Raw genomic sequence first — 15,675 nt, 5'->3', positions numbered from 1 at the left:
TATGCGAAACGTAAAGCTTTACCGCTACCAGCTGGCGATGGACAGCGGCGTAATATTGCGAGATCAGAAACTTCCTCAGCGCGATGGCTGGATCATCGAACTGAAAGAGGGAGAAAACACTGGGTTTGGCGAGGTCGCCCCTTTACCCGGATTTAGTAAAGAAAGCTTTGAAGATGCGGGTGAACAGCTTCAGGAACAACTCGCTAAATGGGCTGCGGGAGAAGAATTACATCTTGATACCTTGCACCCATCGGTGTCGTTTGGGTTGTCCATTGCGCAAATGGAGCTGGTGGGTGGCTTACCAGAAAATGGTAATTACTCCGTTGCGCCACTTTGTACAGGTGACCCCGACGATCTTCTTCCCGTATTGAGCCAGCTAAACGGTGAGAAAGTGGCGAAGATAAAAGTAGGGCTTTACGAGCCGATTCGCGATGGCATGCTGGTTAACCTGTTTTTGGAATCCATACCGGATCTGTCCCTTCGATTAGACGCCAATCGCGCATGGTCACCAGATGAAGCGCGAAAATTTGCTAGCTACATTAACCCTTCATACCGTCAGCGAATCGCATTTTTAGAAGAACCGTGTAAGCAACCGGGAGAAAGCCTCGCTTTTGCCATTGATACTGGGATTGCTATTGCCTGGGATGAGACATTGCAGCACGCAGTAAAGCAAGAAGGTTTTGCGCTGTCTGAGCTAACGGGCGTGAAAAGTCTGGTTATCAAACCCAGCCTGATAGGTTCAATAGAGCGCTGCGCCGCGTTGGTTAAGCAGGCAGAAAAACTGGGCATCACCAGCGTAATCAGCTCATCTTTAGAGTCCAGCTTAGGGTTAAACCAACTTGCTCGTTTAGCACACTGGCTCACTCCTAAAAGTGTCCCTGGATTAGATACCCTGAGTATGTTTGCTTCTCAACTGGAAGTGCCATGGCCGGGCTCACCGTTACCGATCGAATCTCTTGAATCGCAGGAGCTTGTGTTTCAGTGCTAGACCGATTTCCGCTTCGCTACTGGGCAGAACGTTTTCCAAATGACATTGCGCTTGTTTTCGAAGATAAAACCTTTAGCTGGGCGGAACTTAAAATCAGAGTGGAATCTATGCGTGCGTTGCTCGAAGGGCAGGGTATTTCGAAGCAAGGCGTGGTTGCATGTGTAGGGAAAAACTCATTAACGATGTTGGACCTGGTACTTACCTGTGCTGACTTGGGGGCGATCTTTGCCCCTATCGCACCTGCTCCAACAAAAGTCATCAACAAGAAACTAAATACCATCGCACCAAGCTTGGTGTACTGGCAAGATCAGGAACCTCTGACACACTCATTTCCAAGCTTGATGCCGTCAGATACGTCACCATCTAACCCTCCTTCCTCATTCGATGAGACCTTATTTGGTGAAAACTTATTTGATGAAAATTTGATATCGAGCCTAATTTTTACTTCTGGTACTACAGGTGACCCAAAAGCGGTGGCGCATCAAGCTTGTCACCATCTCGCTTCTGCAAAAGGGCTTTTGGAAGTGTTTGAGTTTTCCAAAGGAGACACTTGGTTATTAAGTCTGCCGTTGTACCATGTTTCTGGTCTCGCTATTATCTGGCGTTGGCTTGCTACCGGCTCGACTCTGGTGATGCCTTCTACTCAAGGGCTAATACAGGATTTGAAAGCGGTGTCTCACGCCTCTCTCGTGTCGACTCAATTGAAAGCATTGTTAGACAGCGGCGAGAAGACCGAGCTGAAACGGGTGTTATTGGGAGGTAGCGATATTCCCTCTGAGCTTATTTCTGCTGCGAATCGAGCGGGAATTGAAGTCTGGATGGGATATGGGCTGACAGAGGCGGCGTCTACGGTGACAGCAAAGCGAGCCGAAGGCATTCACAGTGCGGGAATGGCGCTCCCGAACCGAGCGCTTAAATTATCTGATGACGAGATCTGGATAAAAGGTGAAACCTTAGCTCAAGGTTATTACCAAAATGGTTCTGTGATTCCACTGGAATTGGAGGATGGTTGGTACGCGACGGGTGATTTAGGGCAATGGCATGAAGGCGAGCTTGTTGTAAGGGGCAGAGTCGATAATCGTTTCATCTCCGGAGGCGAAAATATCTCATGCGAAGAGATTGAGTCAGCGTTGATGAGTCTCAACAGTATCTCCAATGCAATCGTAATACCTGTGGCTGATGATATTTACGGGCAGCGACCCGTCGCCGTCCTCGAGACTCAAGTCTTGGCTAATAAGCCCGATTATGATGCCCAGCTAGCTAACCGTCTTGAAAAGTTTAAGTGGCCTGTTGAATACCATTTGATGTCCTGTGAAGCGAAAGAGCAGGGTGGCATTAAGATTTCAAGAAAGTGGCTGAAAGAATGGCTGTGCTTAGAAAGGTCGAAAATGAAAAGGAGCGAATGATTCGCTCCTTTTGCAAGGTCAACAGACCCTAAGATCTATAGTTCAGGCGAGCTTACTTCCAATCGCCGCGCAGTGTGGAAACTTGCTCAAACATATACTCGGTTGAAGCGTTGTCCGGTTGAACGGGTGTACCTGCCTCAATCTCAACCCTTGACCAGAAGCGTCTTGGGAAGCCGTGACAGGCTCGCCCGTCTTTGGAACGGCTGAAGTAACTTCCCCATAACCCTTTTAATGCCATTGGGATAACAGGAACGGGGGAGCGGCGCAGAATTAGATCCATACCACGCATAAACGGATTCATGTCTCCATCGTTTGTTAAGCGACCTTCTGGGAATATGCAAACCACTTCTCCCTTAGAAAGTGCTTCTTTTACCTGCGTGAAAGCCTGACGAACTGAGCGGCTATTGGTGCCATCAATGGCAATCACTCCTCCATTTTCGAGCAGTGTTTTAATCGGTGTAAAGTGCGCGTATTCTTCTTCCATCACGAAGCGAATCTGACGCTTACAGGCACCAATCATCAATAACGCATCCATGTAGCTCACATGGTTACAAACAATCAGTGCGCCGCCTTCTTTAGGAATGTTGTCTAAGTTCTTATGTTTTACTCGATACATGGTGTGGGTAAACATCCACAGTACGATGCGAGAGAAGAACATAGGCGCTTGCCAGTACACGTAAATCGCAACAAAAATGTTCACAATCGCCAGAAGCAAGAAAAGCGTAGGAATGGAAAGCTCCAGTACACTCAAACAAACAATACCTAGAACCGCGCTGCCTACCATGTAGATTGAGTTATAGATGTTATTCGCTGCAATGATTTGTGCGCGTTCATCTTCACGCGCCTGAGTTTGCATCAAGGTATAGAGCGGTACGATGAACAAACCACCGGACGCTCCCAACATCAGCAAGCTGAAAAATACTGGCCAGAGAGCAGGGTAGGTCAGGAAACTGGTGAAATCGGCAAACTCAGGCAGAGAATCTGGAGTGAAGCTCGCCATCATAATGCCAAAGACACTGATGCCAAGGCTACCGACTGGAACAATGCCGGGTTCCAGCTTATGCTTGGAAATGCGATCACACGCCATAGAACCGATGGCGATACCGACAGAGAACAACGCCAGAAGGAAGGAAACCGCGCTTTCGTTACCGTTCAGGTGTAATTTGGTGTAGTTCGGGAATTGAGTCAGATAACTTGCGCCCAGGAACCAGAACCAGCTGATTGCCATTATCGCCTGAAAGACCACTCGGTCACGTTTAGCAATGGCTAAGGTATGTTTGGTTTGGGAAACTGGTCGCCACTTAAATTCGACGTCTGGCGCAGTCGGTGCTGCTTCAGGAATAGAACGGCTCGCCACGTAACCACATAGGGCAAAACTGACCACACAAATGGCGGCCACAATAGTGGCATTATCCGCAGATGCGATTACCCCTGCCCCTAAAGTACCCAGCAGAATCGCTAAAAATGTGCCCGTTTCTACCAATGCGTTCCCCGAAACCAGTTCGTCACGTTTTAGGTGTTGTGGCAGAAGTGCGTATTTTACAGGCCCGAAGAAAGCCGACTGTGTTCCCATCAGAAACAGCAGAATCAGCAAAATCAGATAACTTTGAGTGACAAAACCAATTGCCCCTAAGGTCATAATGCCAATTTCAGCCAGCTTTACTTTTCGGATGTAAGCGCTTTTCTCATATTTGTCTGCCAGCACCCCGGCGGATGCAGAGAAAAGGAAAAACGGAAGAATAAACAGACCAGCCGCCAGGTTAATGAACAGGTTACTGGAAATAGGAAGGGCTTCGGCTCCGGCAAACGCAACAAACAACAACAGAACATTTTTAAAAATGTTGTCGTTGAATGCGCCAAAAAACTGAGTAATAAAATACGGGAGGAAGCGCTTCTGCCTCATAAGAGACGGGTGCTGATTAGGCATTCAAAATCCTTATGCTTGCCAGTTAGCCAAATAGTTGGAAAGTAGATTATCGATCAAGATTTTGCCATCGACTGGAGAAGCTGAAAAGAACTTATCATCAACACTGAGCAATGTAATACCATGTACGCCTGCCCACAACACTCGGCTTGCTTCAACAACGTTACGATCTGCGCCTTCAGGTGTAATCATCTCAATCAAGCCTTCAAGCATTCCCGTCATTTTGTCGATTCGCTCTGCCTGCCAGGTCGGCAGCTCTTCACCGTTCATGGTGTGCTGGAAAATCAGTTGCCAGCGATGTGGATGAGCTAACGCAAAATCGTGATAGCAGTACGCGAGTTTGTGTAACGCGTCTATAGGGTGCTGCGCGTCTTCTACGGCTTTTTCTGCCTGCAGAGAAAGTTCGTCCAGAGTCTGGGCAACGGCTTTAAGCAAAAGCAGATTGTAGTTGCCAAACACATTAACAAGTGTACTTGGGACGTAACCAATCATATTGGCTATCTTTCTGAGGCTAAGCTCGTGGTGGGGTTTTTCTTCAAGAAACGATTTAACTTTCTCTAGAGTCAGTGCAATCAGTTCTTCGCGAGTATGATCGTTACGTCTGGCCATGATGGGGTGATGTTTGGTTGATTGGTTAAAAATGAACAATGTTCATTATTTTAAGTGTCGCTTATATAAGGGTCAAGGTGATAAACATGCCCACGAGCCCAATTTACTGAAATTAGAGCTGTATAGGTTAGTTTACTGTTAAACAAATATTTTAATTTATTTGGAACCAAGGTATCACTCTTTTTTATCATGGCAATATTCTGAAACACAGATTTTTGTTGCACGTATTTAAATGTTAACAACGAGGGGCTATGATTCTAAAAGTCGTTATGGGACTTGATATCGGCTTTACATGCCCATAGCTACATAATGTTAATACCAGAATTAAGAGAAAAATAACGATGAAACGATTATTTGCGTTTGTCGCTTTGTTAATGATTTCGGTTACCACTGCCCCAATCGCGGAAGCGAAAAAGTTTGGCGGTGGTAAGTCATTTGGCAAGAGCCACAAAACTGCGCCTGCTCCAAAACAGCAACAACAAAACACGAATACCATCAGTAAAGACCAGGGTAAACAGACCAGCGGTAAGAAAGGGCTGATGGGCGGTTTACTGGGTGGTCTGCTTGCTGGTGGACTTCTTGCTGCATTCTTTGGCGGTGCATTTGAAGGTATCCAGTTCATGGATATTCTGATTATCGGTCTGATTGCATTTGTTATTTTCAAATTGATGAAAGGCATGCTTGCAGCCAAACAGGGCAGCATGAATCAGCAGCAACCTGCTTATCCTGGAATGAATCGCAACTCGTTTGAGCCTCAACAGCAGCCAAACGGTCATAACTTCGAGCAGAGCCAGCCTTTATCTGGTGGTTTTGGTGCGACAGGGACAAGCGATGTTCCACATAATTACCCGCCGGGTTTTGATCAGGCTGCGTTTATCAATGGCTCTCGCGAGCACTATCGTACGCTTCAGGGCGCATGGAACCACAACCAGCTTGAGACAATCCGTGAGTATGTTTCTCCGGGTCTCTTCGAAGATTTGTCAGCAGAGCGCGCTAAGCTAGAAGGCGATCAGCATACTGAAGTTATGTATGTCGATGCAGAAATTGTACGTGCGGATTACGACTCATCCAGCGCGCAGCTTAGCCTTCAGTTCAGTGGTCGTTACCGCGACTCTGTCGAAGGTGTTGAAGAAGACATCACAGACGTATGGCACCTGGAGCGCGACCTGACTCAACCGAATGCACCATGGTTGATCGTTGGTATTCAAGCTTAAGCTCAATTTAGTCACCCTATAGGTAAACCCCTTCCTCATTGAGGAAGGGGTTTCTTTTTGCCCCTCAAACACACCACTTTCGATTTGTCTGAAAATTCAAAAGCCAAGCAAGTCTGGATTCTGATTCGAGCAAGAAATTGCTCAAAATATCAATAGCTGTATTTGATATGGAATTCGTTAAACGTAAATCGCAAGATCCATATGCAATGATTTCATTATTTCCTGAGATTTGTTAGCGTCTTCTGGTTTCTTTATTTTAATTCAAGGAGTTGCCAGTGGATTGGGTAATTATTGGGCTAGTTGTCGTATTTCTCTTGTTCTGCATCATGACCTACAACGGGCTGATCGCAAAAAAGAATCAGGTTGAGAATGCCGAATCCAGCATTGATGTGATGCTGAAAAAGCGTTTTGACCTGATTCCAAACCTAGTCGAGTCTGTTAAAGCGTACACTAAGCATGAGTCCTCAGTACTGACAGAACTGACCGACATCCGTTCTAAAGCCATGAGTGGGAATCTAAGCAGTGAAGATAAAGTAGAGCTGGATAAGCGAATGAATCAGGCTTTATCTCAGTTCAATGTGACGGTAGAAGCTTACCCAGAGCTGAAAGCCAGCGAAAACTTTTCTCACCTGCAACGCACACTAAACGAAGTAGAAGAGCAGATTTCTGCTGCTCGTCGTTCCTTCAATGCGGCTGTAACCAATCTGAATAATGCCGTTGAAATGTTCCCTTCAAATATCTTTGCCAACTTTATGGGGCTGACAACACGAACGTTGTTTGAGATCCCTGAAGCGGAAAAAGCCAATCCAAATGTTGGTAACCTGTTTGGTAATTGATAGGGAAACAAATGAACGCAACTGAACTGCAGACTCTGTTCGAAAATGAGTTAAAGCCAAAATTGGAGCCGCTGGAGCAAACGCGCCTCGAAGCGGTGAAACGAAAAAATATTTGCCTTGTTCTAGGGGCTATTTTGATTGCAGCGTCGATTTTCTGGGTGTTAGCAACCAATCAGGAAATTGAAGTGGCAATGTTTCCTATTGTCATTGGGGGGCTGATTTTAGGGGCTTTCTTTAATGCCAAGTGGAGTGTTTATCGAAAAGCCTACAAAAATGAAGTTGTTACCGCATTACTTGAGTTCATAGATCCTTCACTGACTTGTCGACCCAATGGTTATGTGGATTCTACAAAGTACAAAACCAGTGGGCTTTACCGCAGGAGCTATGACAGATACAGCGGCGAAGACCATATCACGGGCAAAATAGGCAAAACGGCAATTGAGTTCTCTGAGCTTCATACGGAGTACAAAACCACATCGCGTGATTCTAAAGGCCGAACCACAACCAATTGGCATACCATTTTTAAAGGTATTTTCTTTATTGCGGATGCTAATAAACACTTTAATAGCAAGACATACGTTCTTGCCGACAGTCAGGGATTTTTTTCGTCAATTGGTAAAGCCCTGACGGATAAGTTTGGCGGTATTGGAGACAGAGTCGCGCTTGAAGACGTGGACTTCGAACAATACTTTGAAGTGTACAGTGACGATCAGGTTGAAGCTCGTTATTTGCTTAGTCCCGCACTGATGCGGAGACTGGTGGAATTTCGAAAAAGTGCTGGCAACGTCGGGATTAGCCTGTCTTTTGTAGGTGGCAATATCTACATCGCGATTCCAAACAGAAAAGACTTTTTCGAGCCGAAGCTGAATAAGTCAGCAGTGGCATTTGATATGGTCGAAGAGATATTTCGAGATCTGGATTTCTTTATCGGAGTGGTAGAGGATTTGGACCTGAATACCCGAATCTGGACCAAACAGTAATACAAAAAACAAAACCCGCCATTTGGCGGGTTTTTATATGTTTGCGAACAAAATTACGCGTCAGCGTCTTCTGCTTGCTTCGCCTGAATGGCGGTAAGTGCCACTGTGTAAACAATGTCGTCAACCAGTGCACCACGAGACAGGTCATTAACTGGCTTGCGCATGCCCTGAAGCATTGGACCGATTGAAACAAGGTCAGCAGAACGCTGAACAGCCTTGTATGTCGTGTTACCTGTGTTTAGGTCAGGGAAAACGAATACTGTCGCTTTACCTGCAACTGGAGAGTTTGGCGCTTTCGATGCTGCAACATTCTCCATGATAGCTGCATCGTACTGAAGCGGACCGTCGATAACGAGATCAGGACGTTTTTCCTGAGCAATCTTAGTTGCTTCACGTACTTTCTCAACGTCAGCACCCTGACCAGATGTACCAGTAGAGTAAGAGATCATTGCAACGCGAGGGTCGATACCAAATGCGGCTGCAGAATCGGCAGACTGAATTGCGATTTCAGCCAGTTGCTCTGCGTTTGGATCTGGGTTGATCGCACAGTCACCGTATACCAGAACCTGATCTGGCAGAAGCATGAAGAATACAGATGAAACCAGAGACGCGTTTGGCGCCGTCTTGATCAACTGTAGTGGTGGACGAATCGTGTTTGCTGTTGTGTGAACAGCACCTGAAACCAGTCCATCAACTTCTGCGCGCTCAAGCATCATAGTACCCAGTACTACGGTGTCTTCGAGTTGCTCGCGAGCCACAACTTCAGTCATGCCTTTGTTCTTACGAAGCTCAACCAGACGCTCTACGTATTTCTCACGAACGGCTTCTGGGTCGATAATTTCAACGCCAGTACCAAGAGTGACACCTTGCTGCTCAGCAACACGCTTGATCTCTTCTGGGTTACCAAGAAGGATACATTCTGCAATACCGCGCTCAGCACAGATAGACGCCGCTTTAACCGTACGTGGCTCATCACCTTCAGGAAGTACGATGCGTTTCGCTGCACGACGAGCAAATTCAGTTAGCTGGTAACGGAATGCTGGTGGGCTCAGACGACGCACGGCTGCAGAGCCTTCAGTTAGCGTGTCGATCCAAGGACCATCGATGTGGCTTGCAACGTGATCGTTAACAAACTCGATACGCTCACGGTCGTCTGCTGGTACTTCAAGGCTAAAGCTTTGAAGGTTCAGAGACGTCTGCCAAGTGTTACCTTGCGCTTTGAAGATAGGAAGACCAGTGTCGAATGCTGGCTTACACAAGTCCACGATCTCGTCAGGAATGTCGTAACCGCCTGTTAGCAGGATTGCACCGATTTCAACACCATTCATAGCTGCCAGTGCTGCGGCAACAATAACGTCAGGACGGTCTGCGGAAGTCACCAGCAGAGAACCCGGACGGAAGTGCTCAATCATGTGTGGCAGAGAACGCGCACAGAACGTGATGCTCTTGATACGACGAGTTGCGATGTCACCTTCATTCACGATTTCCGCTTTCAGGTGTTTTGCCATGTCGATAGCACGAGTTGCAATCAGGTCGATGCTCCAAGGCACGCAACCCAGAACACGGATCGGGCTAGAGTTGAAGATTTGCATTACTTCAAGGTTCGCCTGCTGAGCACTGTCTGCATCATCGAAGATTTCAGAAAGGTCTGGGCGGGTACGGCCTGCGTCATCAACTGGCGCATTTAGCTTGTTGATGATAACGCCGGAAATGCTCTTGTTTTTGGTGCCACCGAAGTTAGAACAGGCAACTTCAATACGCTCTTTAAGCTGAGTAGGGTTGTCTGTACCAGGAGTCGCAACAAATACAATCTCTGCACCCAGCGTTTTCGCGATTTCTGCGTTTACCTGGTTAGCAAATGGATGTTTGCGAGTAGGAACCAAACCTTCAATCAGGGTCACGTCAGAATCTTTATTGATTTGATTGTAACGCTCGACCACGGTTTCCAGCAGCTCGTCCATCTTTTCAGCACCGATCAGTGCTTCAGCTTCTGTCATTGGCGTTGGTCGGCCAATTTTCATGTCGCTATTGAAAGATACGATGGTAGACGTTAGATCGGGTTGATCACCGCCGCTACGAGGCTGGGCAATAGGTTTGTAGAAAGAAACTTTAACGCCCTTGCGCTCCATTGCGCGAAGAACGCCCATGCTAACACTGGTAAGACCAACACCGGCGCTAGTTGGGATAAGCATAATAGTACGGGACATAGGGGAGTTCCTATCACTATCAGGTAAATGCTCTGTTTTGGCAGAGCTGAAAATAAGAACTGGGTTAACGCATGCAATATGCGTCACCCAGTAAAGTCAGTTTATTATAGACCTGCCAGACGAGCAGTGTCTTCAGCGATTACAAGCTCTTCGTTTGTAGAGATAACCATCGCTGGGATGCGGCTGTCAGCAGTAGTGATAGTACCTTCACCACCGAAACGCGCTTTCAGGTTCGCTTCGCCATCAACTTCGATACCGAATACACCCAGACGGTTAAGAACCATCTCACGGATTGGACCAGAGTTTTCACCGATACCACCAGTGAATACGATAGCGTCCAGACGACCTTCTAGTGTTGCTGTGTAACCTGCAACGTATTTAGCCAAACGGTGGCAGAACACGTCCATTGCACGAGTTGCTTCTTCTTTCTCGCCGTAGTTGTCTTCAACGAAACGACAGTCAGATGTCACTTCAGTTAGACCTTGCAGACCAGATTCTTTGGTTAGCATAGTGTTGATTTGCTCAACAGAGTAACCAAGCGCGTCGTGTAGGTGGAAGATGATCGCAGGGTCGATGTCACCACAACGTGTACCCATAACCAGACCTTCAAGAGGAGTCAGACCCATTGAAGTGTCTACAGATTGACCGTTCTTGATTGCACAAACAGAAGCACCGTTGCCCAGGTGGCAGTTAATGATGTTCAGTTCATTTGCTGGTTTGCCAAGACGCTCTGCCGCTTCACGAGCGATAAACAGGTGAGAAGTACCGTGCATGCCGTAGCGACGAACACCGTGCTCTTTGTATAGGTTGTAAGGAAGTGCGTACAGGTACGCTTCTTCAGGCATGGTCTGGTGGAAGGCTGTGTCGAAAACTGCAGACATTGGCAGGCTTGGGAAAGCTTTCTGAGCCGCTTTAATACCGATGATTGCAGCAGGGTTGTGAAGAGGTGCCAGAGTTGCACAGTCTTCGATACCTTTAAGTACAGCTTCGTCAATCAATGCAGACTGAGTGAACTTCTCGCCGCCGTGTACAACACGGTGACCGATAGCTTTCAGTTGCTCAGCAAGCTCAGGCTTAGAAGCAAGAATAGTTTCAACGATGAAAGAAAGTGCTTCATCGTGTGCAGCTCCATCACCTAGTTGTGCTTCGTGCTTGCCATCAAGTTTCCACTTGATACGTGCTTCTGGAAGATGAAGACATTCTGCAAGACCGGTTAGGTGCTCGTCGCCATTTGCTGCATCAACAATGGCGAACTTAAGTGAAGAACTACCGCAGTTTAAAACTAAAACTAGCTTAGACATGAGTGACTACCTGTTATTCGTCTGATAAAAGAATCAGTTAAGGATGAAAATCAATCGCAAGCGTAATCGCCTTTCGTTAAAAGCCAATTACGCTTGGTCAAAAAATACTTGAAATTCCGTATCGTTGAGCGTATTGATTCAGTATCAATACGAAATACGCATCCTTGCAAAATAACACTCACGGTTGCCTAAATTGTAAATAACAGCAACAATGAGATTGAGGGTTTGCTAAGGATAGCGATAATGACCCAAGATAACAAAAAAATTTGAGTGCATTTTAACTAGAATCAATTTTTTTGCAGCTTTTTTTTAAAGGTTGTCATTTTATTTTAGTGAGAGGTCGGTATGAATAATAAAGTCGGGCTTATCCATAGTTTGAAAGATGGTCAAAAATACATGGATATTTGGCCTATGAGAAAAGAGCTGACCCCTCTTTTTCCAGAACAACGCATCATCAAAGCGACGAAGTTTGGTATTAAAGTGATGCCAGCTGTAGCTGCGATCAGCGTGCTGATGCAAATGGTGTTTCAGAACCAGCAGGCGATGCCACAGGCAATCGTAATGGCGCTGTTTGCCATAAGCCTTCCGCTTCAGGGAATGTGGTGGTTGGGAAATCGCTCCAACACTCAACTTCCTCCTGCTCTTGCCTCTTGGTATCGAGAAATCCATCAAAAGATCATAGAAGCTGGTGGTGCTTTGGAGCCAATCAAAAGCAAACCGAGATATAAAGAGCTGGCGGTTACATTAAATCGCGCTTTTAGGCAGCTCGACAAATCTGCACTGGAACGTTGGTTCTAACTGCGAAAACCACAGAGATACATGAAAGGAGGCATTTGCCTCCTTTTTTACTGCCTAGTAAATTCATTGTGCCATTCATTATCCCTTCAAAGATTTGCTTTTATATGAAAGTCAACCCTTAACGAAAAATTGCCAAAGCTAGTTTTGTGCATAAAATCATCATCCGACTTGCTTGGGATTAACGAGAAGATAAAGTTGTTAGAACAAAAAGCGGTGGTTTTGTGTGCTAAATAACCTTAGATCTACATTTTGTTACTTCGTTGTTAATACTTGCTTCCATTTGTCCGGTCTTACTGGTAAAAATGTGTACATATGCGTAAATAAGCGCGTACAAAACAAATAAATAAAAAATAGTAGCTGTTTATTTCAAGTTTCCTAAACTTAAGCGCGAGAGACTGAAAAGTTTTTCTTCTAGTTTTTAGAGAATTTCAGCCACTTAGCTTACTGGAATCAAACAGCTTTCCACCCGGAGTGGGTGGTCACAACATCACAACTACTTTACTGCTGAATCAAGGAGTCAAGATGAAAGCAAGTCAAATCATTGTTGCTGCGTGCATTGCAGGAACAGCGTTACTTTCCTCCACAGGTGTTATTGCAAAAACTGCAAAAGTGGCAGTGTCTCAAATCGTTGAGCACCCAGCATTGGATGCTACCCGCCAAGGTCTGCTCGACGGTCTGAAAGAGAAAGGGTATGAAGAAGGCAAAAACTTAGATTTTGAATACCGCACCGCTCAAGGTAACCCTGCTATCGCTGTACAAATTGCGCGTCAGTTCGTAGGTGAAAACCCTGACGTGCTCGTAGGTATCGCAACGCCTACTGCACAGGCTCTGGTATCTTCTACACGTTCAATTCCTGTTGTGTTTACAGCGGTAACGGACCCGGTTGGGGCAAAACTGGTTAGCCAACACGAAAAGCCGGGCAAAAACGTAACGGGTTTGTCTGATCTGTCTCCGGTTGCACAGCATGTTGACCTTATTAAAGAAATTCTTCCCAATGCTAAATCTATCGGCGTGGTGTACAACCCAGGTGAAGCGAATGCTGTGACTTTGGTTGAACTACTAAAAGAAGCGGCAGAATCTAAAGGGTTCAAAGTTGTTGAAGCGACAGCGCTGAAAAGTGCTGATGTTCAGTCGGCGACTCAGGCTATTTCAGCGAAATCCGACGTTATTTACGCACCAACTGATAACACAGTCGCAAGTGCCATCGAAGGTATGATTGTGGCAGCGAATCAGGCGAAAACACCAGTTTTAGGTGGTGCAACGTCTTATGTTGAAAAAGGCGCAGTAGCGAGCCTTGGTTTTGATTACTATCAGGTGGGTGTTCAGACAGCAGATTACGTTGCAGCAATTCTAGAAGGTGCTGATCCTGGTAGCCTGGATGTAAAAGTTGCAAAAGGTTCTGACTTAGTTGTGAACAAATCAGCGGCTGAAAAAATTGGTATCACCATTCCTCAATCCATTCTGGATCGTGCAACAAGCGTAAAATAATAACTATTAGCCCGAATAGCGCCTGCTATTCGGGTTTTTTATATCAAGCAGAAAGGGAGTCGTTATGTCTGCTTTTGCATTTTTTGGAGCCCTCGAAATTGGGCTCATTTATGGATTGGTCGCACTGGGCGTTTACTTAACCTTTAGGGTACTGGATTTTCCCGACTTAAGTGTTGATGGGAGTTTTCCTATGGGAGCCGCGGTCGCTGCAACAGCGATTGTGGCAGGTATCGACCCTTGGATTGCTACAGGAATGGCAATCATTGCAGGCGCAATAACGGGCTGGGTTACGGCTTTTTTAGCTGTAAAGTGTGGGATCTTGCATCTATTGGCTTCGATCTTAACCATGATCGCGGCTTTCTCAATCAATATTCGAATTATGGGTCGTCCTAATATGGCTCTGATCGGCGAAGATACCATCTTAACGCCGTTCGAAGCGTTGGGTGATTCGATGTACGTAAGACCAATTGTGGTCGGCGTACTTGTTGTGCTTTCTGCCATCTTTGTCGTTCGACTTCTTAACAGTGATTTTGGACTTGGGCTTCGCGCTACAGGTGTGAATGCTCGCATGGTCGCATCTCAGGGAGCGAGTACTGCTTTCTATACCTACTTTGGTTTAGCTCTGTCTAACGGATTTGTCGGTTTTTCTGGTGCTTTGTTTGCCCAGACGAACAGCTTTGCGGATGTGACCTCTGGTGTCGGTACTATCGTGGTGGGGCTTGCAGCAGTTATTCTGGGGCAAACCCTGATTCCGGGTAGAAAAATTTGGGTTGCTGTCGTGGCTGTTATCGTGGGTTCGGTTCTCTATCGATTAGCGGTCGCGTTTGCACTGAGTACAGGAATGTTTGGTTTGCAGGCGTCTGATCTGAACTTAGTGACAGCGGTATTGGTGGCACTTGCACTGATCGCACCAAAACTAAAAGGAAACCTAAACGCAAAAAAGGGCGGTAAGCCTGCGAAGTCTGAATCTAAGGAGGTAGCATGATCCAGCTCGACAATATTCAAGTTACTTTCAATGCAGGCACTATTCTAGAAAACCGTGCACTACGCGGTGTTTCTCTGACGGTTCCAGAACATGAATTTCTCACTGTGATTGGTTCAAACGGGGCGGGTAAATCCACGCTACTTGGAGCAGTAACGGGCGAAACCCCAATGGCGGGTGGCAGTGTTGTTATCGATAACGTAGACGTAACAAGACAAACGGTTGATCAACGTGCAAACCAATGTGCTCGTGTATTTCAGGATCCACTCGCGGGAACCTGTGGCGATTTGACCATTGAAGAAAACATGGCGCTGGCGTACATGCGCGGTAAGCGCCGTGGCTGGAAGCTTTCGCTATCTTCCAAGCGAAGAAAACTGTTTCAGGAGCGAATCAGCATTCTGGGTCTTGGTTTAGAAGACAGGTTAGGGGACAACATTGGTTTGCTTTCAGGTGGACAGCGCCAGGCGGTAAGCCTTGTGATGGCGACGTTGTCGGACAGTAAGCTTTTGCTTCTTGATGAACACACCGCGGCACTCGACCCGAGAATGGCGGCGTTTATCATCGACTTAACTAAGCGAATCGTGAAAGAGTTCAACTTAACGGTCATGATGGTGACTCACTCCATGAAAGACGCACTTGCTTGCGGAGACCGGACTGTGATGCTGCACCAAGGAGAAGTTGTGCTGGATGTCGCTGGTGAAGAAAGGGCAAATATGTCGGTGCCAGATTTGCTTGAAATGTTCTCTAAAGTTCGAGGTGAAGAGCTGGCGGATGATAGTTTGCTCTTGAACTAGAACTTTTATAAAAATCAGCTCGGCAAGGCAACACACTTTATAAACCCTCTTTATCATAAAGAGGGTTTTTTCTTTGATTAAGATACTGTTAATATTGCGCTTTCGTTTTGAGATGGAGTGTCTCTCTGAATGTGTTTTAAGGCGCTGT

The 15,675-nt window shown here is 46.3% G+C and carries 13 protein-coding genes; 9 read left to right on the top strand and 4 right to left on the bottom strand.

Annotation, left to right across the window (positions count from 1 at the left end):
• Position 1: 1 nt before the first annotated feature.
• Complete coding sequence (gene menC / locus INR79_RS12645; RefSeq protein WP_038142611.1) at positions 2 to 988, top strand: o-succinylbenzoate synthase; 987 nt, start codon at positions 2 to 4, stop codon at positions 986 to 988.
• Positions 982 to 2,394 carry an o-succinylbenzoate--CoA ligase gene (gene menE / locus INR79_RS12640; protein WP_223094518.1) on the top strand — a complete coding sequence of 471 codons (1,413 nt, stop codon included), beginning with the start codon at positions 982 to 984 and terminating at the stop codon, positions 2,392 to 2,394. Before menC ends, menE begins: the two co-directional genes overlap by 7 nt.
• Before the next feature lie 52 nt (positions 2,395 to 2,446).
• Here menE and INR79_RS12635 read toward each other — a convergent pair whose 3' ends face one another.
• Entirely contained in the window at positions 2,447 to 4,321 is a 1,875-nt protein-coding gene (locus INR79_RS12635) for an MFS transporter (RefSeq protein ID WP_223094516.1), read from the bottom strand.
• Positions 4,322 to 4,330: 9 nt separating this feature from the next.
• The gene (locus tag INR79_RS12630; RefSeq protein WP_004406182.1) at positions 4,331 to 4,927 is read right to left on the bottom strand and encodes a TetR/AcrR family transcriptional regulator; all 597 of its coding nucleotides are present in this window, start codon (positions 4,925 to 4,927) and stop codon (positions 4,331 to 4,333) included.
• A gap of 341 nt (positions 4,928 to 5,268) precedes the next feature.
• On the opposite strand from INR79_RS12630, the gene INR79_RS12625 reads away from it, so the two are divergent.
• The 3 genes from INR79_RS12625 to INR79_RS12615 all read left to right on the top strand — a co-directional run bounded on the left by INR79_RS12625 (position 5,269) and on the right by INR79_RS12615 (position 7,957).
• Positions 5,269 to 6,141 carry a Tim44 domain-containing protein gene (locus tag INR79_RS12625; protein ID WP_022551221.1) on the top strand — a complete coding sequence of 291 codons (873 nt, stop codon included), beginning with the start codon at positions 5,269 to 5,271 and terminating at the stop codon, positions 6,139 to 6,141.
• 275 nt (positions 6,142 to 6,416) lie between these two features.
• Positions 6,417 to 6,977: a LemA family protein gene (locus INR79_RS12620; protein WP_223094514.1), complete on the top strand. Its 561-nt coding sequence runs from the start codon at positions 6,417 to 6,419 to the stop codon at positions 6,975 to 6,977.
• An 11-nt stretch (positions 6,978 to 6,988) separates the two neighbouring features.
• Positions 6,989 to 7,957: a DUF3137 domain-containing protein gene (locus INR79_RS12615; protein WP_022613121.1), complete on the top strand. Its 969-nt coding sequence runs from the start codon at positions 6,989 to 6,991 to the stop codon at positions 7,955 to 7,957.
• A 53-nt stretch (positions 7,958 to 8,010) separates the two neighbouring features.
• Here the strand turns inward: INR79_RS12615 and pta are convergent, their stop codons facing one another.
• Positions 8,011 to 10,164: a phosphate acetyltransferase gene (pta, locus tag INR79_RS12610; RefSeq protein ID WP_022551218.1), complete on the bottom strand. Its 2,154-nt coding sequence runs from the start codon at positions 10,162 to 10,164 to the stop codon at positions 8,011 to 8,013.
• 104 nt (positions 10,165 to 10,268) lie between these two features.
• Positions 10,269 to 11,465 carry an acetate kinase gene (locus INR79_RS12605; RefSeq protein WP_004406172.1) on the bottom strand — a complete coding sequence of 399 codons (1,197 nt, stop codon included), beginning with the start codon at positions 11,463 to 11,465 and terminating at the stop codon, positions 10,269 to 10,271.
• A gap of 345 nt (positions 11,466 to 11,810) precedes the next feature.
• On the opposite strand from INR79_RS12605, the gene yfbV reads away from it, so the two are divergent.
• From yfbV to INR79_RS12585, 4 genes are all read left to right on the top strand, one after another.
• The gene (gene yfbV, locus INR79_RS12600; protein ID WP_004406170.1) at positions 11,811 to 12,263 is read left to right on the top strand and encodes a terminus macrodomain insulation protein YfbV; all 453 of its coding nucleotides are present in this window, start codon (positions 11,811 to 11,813) and stop codon (positions 12,261 to 12,263) included.
• 522 nt (positions 12,264 to 12,785) lie between these two features.
• On the top strand, positions 12,786 to 13,751 hold the full coding sequence (locus INR79_RS12595) for an ABC transporter substrate-binding protein (RefSeq protein ID WP_004406168.1): 966 nt from the start codon (positions 12,786 to 12,788) through the stop codon (positions 13,749 to 13,751).
• A 64-nt stretch (positions 13,752 to 13,815) separates the two neighbouring features.
• Entirely contained in the window at positions 13,816 to 14,736 is a 921-nt protein-coding gene (locus INR79_RS12590; RefSeq protein WP_004406166.1) for an ABC transporter permease, read from the top strand.
• Complete coding sequence (locus INR79_RS12585) at positions 14,733 to 15,527, top strand: ABC transporter ATP-binding protein (RefSeq protein WP_004406162.1); 795 nt, start codon at positions 14,733 to 14,735, stop codon at positions 15,525 to 15,527. The genes INR79_RS12590 and INR79_RS12585 overlap by 4 nt, the downstream gene beginning before the upstream one ends.
• The last annotated feature ends 148 nt before the right edge of the window (positions 15,528 to 15,675 follow it).

It is taken from the genome of Vibrio sp. SCSIO 43132, from assembly GCF_019904195.1.
GTDB lineage: Bacteria > Pseudomonadota > Gammaproteobacteria > Enterobacterales > Vibrionaceae > Vibrio > Vibrio nigripulchritudo.
The sequence above is the reverse complement of the archived record's forward strand: the minus strand, read 5'-3'. Positions and strand labels throughout refer to the sequence as shown.